The 5,155-nt window shown below is 35.0% G+C and carries 5 protein-coding genes; all 5 read left to right on the top strand.

Annotated elements, in window-relative coordinates; all coding sequences use genetic code 11:
- The first annotated feature begins 184 nt into the window (after nt 1-184).
- Complete coding sequence (locus LJE72_RS25715; RefSeq protein ID WP_229250983.1) at nt 185-403, top strand: type IV toxin-antitoxin system AbiEi family antitoxin domain-containing protein; 219 nt, start codon at nt 185-187, stop codon at nt 401-403.
- Between the two features lie 45 nt (nt 404-448).
- Nucleotides 449-1,093 carry a Tn7 transposase TnsA N-terminal domain-containing protein gene (locus tag LJE72_RS25710; protein WP_229250982.1) on the top strand — a complete coding sequence of 215 codons (645 nt, stop codon included), beginning with the start codon at nt 449-451 and terminating at the stop codon, nt 1,091-1,093.
- 15 nt (nt 1,094-1,108) lie between these two features.
- On the top strand, nt 1,109-3,328 hold the full coding sequence (locus LJE72_RS25705) for a Mu transposase C-terminal domain-containing protein (protein ID WP_229250981.1): 2,220 nt from the start codon (nt 1,109-1,111) through the stop codon (nt 3,326-3,328).
- Nucleotides 3,329-3,341: 13 nt separating this feature from the next.
- Nucleotides 3,342-4,316 carry a TniB family NTP-binding protein gene (locus tag LJE72_RS25700; RefSeq protein ID WP_229250980.1) on the top strand — a complete coding sequence of 325 codons (975 nt, stop codon included), beginning with the start codon at nt 3,342-3,344 and terminating at the stop codon, nt 4,314-4,316.
- 442 nt (nt 4,317-4,758) lie between these two features.
- Nucleotides 4,759-5,155, top strand: a 397-nt coding sequence (locus LJE72_RS25695) for a transposase (RefSeq protein ID WP_248286554.1), incomplete at its 3' end; no start/stop codon positions are given.

The following is a 5,155-nucleotide window of genomic DNA, read 5'->3' as shown; positions in this document are numbered from 1 at the left end:
GTTAACTCACTATACTTCTCTCGGAGGTCCATGACAACTATTCTAACTCAGGGGGGAACAAATATCCTTCATAAATATCCAGAAGTAACCAAATTCATTTCAAATTTAGTTAAAAATTCAAAATTGTAAAAACCTCTTTACTTTTGTTAAGACCTTTATTAAAATTAAACAAAGGAGGCGAAAAATGGACGAAAAAATCGAATCTTTAAAGGATAGGGTCTTTACGTCTCGAGAGGTCATTGAATTTTTAGGAGTTAGTAGAGCCCGACTAAGTCAGCTTGTTAAAGGCGGAAAACTTGTCCCTATTAAAAAAGGTATATTTATGATAGATGAAGTCAAACAAAGAAAAAAAGAGCAAGAAGCTCTAAGGGTTATTTTTTATAAACCAAAAAAACCGATCTGAATGTAAATAGATAAACTCCTTTATTAATTTTTTGGGGTGGTAAAAATGCCGGTTCGTAAGATTACTAACAAAGGATCAAAGAAAAAGATCGGTTTTTTTCCAAGTGAAAAAAATGGAAGATCTATTGCTTGGGAGTCACTTGTTGAACGGGATTATATGTATCTCTTAGAATTTGATCATGGAGTAAGGTCTTTCTGTGAACAACCTCTCTCTATTAAATATGCATATGAGGGTAGAACGTATAGATATACCCCTGATATTAAGATTGTACGCAACAACAAAGTAACAGAAATTGTTGAGGTGAAACCAAAAACAAAACTAGTGAAACTGTTAGATGATGAGAAGTTTAAACGAAAGCTTTTAGTTGCCAATACATTTTGCATTCAAAAAGGTTACCGCTTTAAAGTCGTTACGGATGAGGACATTAGAAAAGGAAATTTGCTACGCAATATAAAATTATTATTTAAATTTTCTAGAATGGTAGTGCCGAGTGCAGATTTTTTAAAGATTCGTAACGAACTTATGGTTAATGGAACACAAACTATTGAAAGCTTAACACATGTATTGGCAGAAGATGGAATTAATCAAAAAAGAATTAGGGCCATGATCTTTTCACTACTTTATTCTCAAAAATTAATGCTTAATCTATTAGATAAAGTAAGTATTTATAGTTATATTAGACTTCCTTGAAATGGAGGGAGGACATTGAACTCTGTTAAAATTGTCCCCGGAATTAGGTTCAAGATCGATCAAGAACCATACATAATACTAAAGTTACTAGACGGTAGTATAATCCAAGTTTTAAATGAGGGGTACCAAAAAACTGAGTTACTAAAAAAATCAGAAATGATTAAAATGCTCAGTGAGGGAAGATTAGAATTTGAGGTAAAAGGGAAAAATATTCGTCCTTCCGAGGAAGGTTCTTTTTCAACAAAATATAAAGAAGACTTTCTTGAAGCAGTGGATCGTAAGGATGAAGCAATTTTTAGGATAAAAGTAATTAAGCCTTTGCTTAAATGTAGAACGAGCAGAAAGGATATCAGTAACAGGGTTGACGAAATAAATCAGTTATTTGACAACCCTAGAAGAGCAGAGGAAGTTTTAGGCACTTCATTTATAAAAAAGGTTAGTGTACCAAGTGTATATAGATGGATAGCTATGTACAGGGAGAGTGGTGGTGATATCCGTTCGTTAATTCCTGGGTATAAGAATTCCGGTGGCCTTGGGAAATCGAGAATACATTCTAAAACTTTTGATTTTATTCGAGAATCGATTCAAGAGGTATATCTACAGCAACAACGAATTACCATTGAAGAACTTCATTACATAATAATTGCTAAAGTTGCCGATTTTAATGAATATCGCAAGGAACACGACAAGTTAAAATTGCCAGCCTACTCTACACTAGCTCGAATTATATCCAGAATACCTGAGTTTGAACTTGTTTCTTCAAGAAAAAGTCCAAGAGATGCCGAAGTTAGTTACGAACCTTTAGGATCAGGAGTCAAGGTTGAGTATCCGCTTGAACGAGTAGAAATGGATGCTACCATTATTGACTTGAATGTTATCTTTGCTGATGGAACCTATAAAGAACGTCCTTACTTTGTGCCGGCTCTTGATAAAAAAACAAGAAACATCCTAGGATTTAGTCTTGGTTTTGGTGGTGTAGGTTGGCCGGAGGTTAGTCAATGTCTATATCACGTTCTCAGTGACAAATCATATGTTAAGGAAAAATATCCTTTTATAATCAATGAGTGGAATGCATTCGGAGTACCAGGATCTATTGTTGTAGATAATGGTTTAGAATTTAAAAATATCCCAATGAAAGATGCATGTTACCAATTAGGCGTTGGACTAGAATTTGCTCCACCCAGAACTCCTGAGTGGAAAGGTTCAATTGAACGCTTTTTTGGAACATCGGCAACAAACTTTATTCAATTAATACCAGGAACAACAAGATCCAATCCTCGACAACTGGCACAAGGAGAAAAACCTAAAGAAGTTCCTGGAATTCCCTTTAATATTTTTATCGGATTACTCCATAAATGGATAATTGATGTATATACTCAAGACCTAAACAAAGGTGCAGGCGGAATTCCTGCAAAAATTTGGGAAAAGCTAACTGATGATTATCCTGTCGATTGGCCGAATAGTACACATGAATTACCCATTCTGTTAGGAAGAATTAAAGAGCGAACTATTACTAATCAAGGAATCGAGCTCAAGATACTTCATTATAATTCAAATGAACTTAATCATATTCTAAAGAAGTTTTCCAAGGATAATAGAGGAGCTGAAAATAAGTTTACAGTTAAGTACGATCCGCAAAACTTAGGTTATATCTACCTGTTCGATCATTTGTTTAATAGAGAGTGGATTAAAGTCCCGTGTACCAGTCCGGAGTACGCTAATGGTCTCTCAGAATGGGAACATGATGAGGCAAGGAAGCTCTCAATGAAAGAGCTAGGCCAAGTCGATATAATTTCATTGGCTAAGGCAAAAGTATTCTTACGACAACAAAATGAACTTTGGACTTCAAAGAATAATCAAGGTAAAGCAGCAAAGTTAAATTCAAATCAGGAGATTTTTGGTGAATCTACAAAGGCTCTAAATGATAGAGAAGTTAAAATTGACTATAGATTGCCGGAAATACCGGAATGTCATGAGAATGAGTACTTAAATGTCTCAGATGTCGGAACAGAAATTGGGACAACGGAAAATCTCCCTCCTTTACCTGTGTCTATAAGAATTATTGAAATGGATGGAGAAGCAAAGTCAATTAATCGGAAAGGAAAAAGGTCTGAGAAAAAGACAAATGCTCGTACACAAACGAATGTAGAGAAGCCCTCAATTTTGCGTAATTCTTCGGATTTAGACGAATTAACGACTGAGGACCTCTTTGGATTTGAGGTAATAAAACGTTAAGGGGGTACAGAAATTGGAACCTCAAATTCGAGAGAACTGTCCAGAGATAAAAACTCAAACTATTGATAAATCAAAATTCGAGAATATGAGTGCGGATGAAAAGGTCGACTACGTTAGAGATTTAGTTATTGTGTACCCTCAAATGAAATTAGGTTTTGAAGTCTTGGAGAATTGTATGAATAGCTGGGGAACATCGGCACCAGAGTGTGGTTGTATTCTGGGTGACAGTAGAGTGGGGAAAACTACAATAGCGAAAGAGTTTTTATGTAAATATCCGGACTACGATGAGCCGGAAGGAGTTGTAAAACCTATATTATACTCAAGTATACCCTGCCCGGCTCATATTGGGCCCATGATTTCCCAACTTTTTTACGATATGAAAGATCCTTTTTGGACTAAGGCTTATCGTAACATAGGCATCCTTACCCTAAGGTTATATGAATTATTGAAAAAATGTAGAGTAAAACTCATTATAGTTGAAGAGGTTCAACAACTTGTGGATCAGGATAGAAAAAAGCTAATTCGCGAATCATCAGACTGGTTTAAAGACCTTATAAATAAAACAAAAATACCTGTAGTTTTTTTAGGGCTTCCGGATTCCTCAAAGATTTTTATAGAAAACGAGCAATTAGGTGGTCGTGTTTTATCACGTATGGAATTAAAACCATTTCAATATGCTGACAAGGGTTTTAGGGCTTTTTTATATGTCTTCGATACACAATTACCTTTTCAAAAAATGTCAGGCCTTGCCCAATCTGATGTATGGGAGCGAATTTATATTGCGTCAAATGGATATGCAGGATTTGTAAATCCTCTTTTGGTAGAATCTACAAAAATTGCATTAAACCATAAAATGAATTTTATCAATCTTCCTGTATTAGCCCATGCGTATAATAATAAATTGTCATCGTTTGGTCCTAATCCATTTGTTCCAGGATTTGATTTAGAAAACGCAATTAAAAAGGTAAAAAAAAATACTATTAAATAGATAGTATTTCAATACAATTGTATATTAATAAATATTCATGAATAAAGAACCATAATGTGTTTTAAAGACATTCTCAAACTTTTTGAGAATTAATAAGATATTCTCAGACTGTTTGAGAGTGAGTCTCAAACTTTTTGAGATTAAATTATTAACTAGGCCTTTTTTGATCATTTCATTCTCAAACTTTATGAGAACCAACAAGTTTTGTCGTGTTACAATAAAGTCAGTAACTTTACAATGAAGTCGGTAACAAATATCTGCACGTTTTGTTTGATATTTATAGTGTTAAATTTAAATGTCACAAATGTAGGGGCTATTCCAGAACAGGATAGCCCTTTTGAATTGAGGTGAATGAAATGCTTGGCATTCTTTTTAATCACTATCCAGATGAAGTTTCCCTGAGTTGGTTCATTAGATATCATCTTTGTAGTGGGAATAGAAGCTGGAGATATTCTGGGAACGGAGTAAGAAACAGAAACCAACTCCCGGAATCGTTTGTGCGATCCACACTTTTGGACGAGATTTAAAATGGAATCCTCATGTTCATGCGCTCGTTACAGAAGGAGTTTTGAGAGAAGATAAACAGTGGAAAGTTGTAGACTATTTTCATTATGAAATGCTAAGGAAACGGTGGCAGCATATCTTACTTACCAAGCTAAAGAAGAGTCTTCCTAAAACGAGAGAAAATAAGCGGCTAATTACGGAAATGTACCGTCAACAAAAAGAAGGATTCTATGTTCATGCGAAGAATCGTATGCGTAATGCCAAGGGAGCAGCTAAGTACATAGGAAGATACGTGAGCCGACCGGCCATAGCAGAATCTAGGATAGAAAGCTATG

Source organism: Desulfosporosinus shakirovi (genome assembly GCF_020595055.1).
Classification (GTDB): Bacteria; Bacillota; Desulfitobacteriia; order Desulfitobacteriales; family Desulfitobacteriaceae; genus Desulfosporosinus; species Desulfosporosinus shakirovi.
The sequence above is the reverse complement of the archived record's forward strand: the minus strand, read 5'-3'. Positions and strand labels throughout refer to the sequence as shown.